This window comes from Nocardia cyriacigeorgica (assembly GCF_010858045.1).
Taxonomy (GTDB): domain Bacteria; phylum Actinomycetota; class Actinomycetes; order Mycobacteriales; family Mycobacteriaceae; genus Nocardia; species Nocardia cyriacigeorgica_E.
In genome coordinates this window covers 1-336 of the sequence record NZ_JAAGVC010000206.1, presented here as the reverse complement: position 1 = coordinate 336, position 336 = coordinate 1, and the positions used below count along the sequence as shown (strand labels likewise).

Here is a 336-nt window from a genome sequence, read left to right as displayed (position 1 = left end):
CTGATGATGAGCCTCAGACGGCTGGATGTCCTCGCCCGCGGATGATCTCGGCGAGGGGGGAGGCATGCGTGACGACGAGTCCGTGGTCGGCGTCGAGCCAGGACACGGCAGTGCGTGGACGCTCGCGGGCCAGTCGCTCGATGCCTGCCCGCCAGTTCCGGTTGTACCGCCCGACGCGCTCGTCCTCGCTGTCACCTGCCATCGAAGCCGACATGATCATGCGGATCGGGCAGTCGATATCCCGGTACCGGTCGAGGATTCCGGATCGAATCACGTCCAGCTCGACGTTGATGTCGAGGATCTGTTGCACGGTCAGCAGCATCTGACGCGGAGTAC

1 pseudogene is annotated in these 336 nt (G+C 64.6%); it reads right to left on the bottom strand.

Features of this window, described 5'->3' with window-relative positions:
• Window positions 1–13: 13 nt before the first annotated feature.
• Window positions 14–336, bottom strand: a pseudogene (locus GV790_RS29385) (alpha/beta hydrolase); the annotation flags it as partial.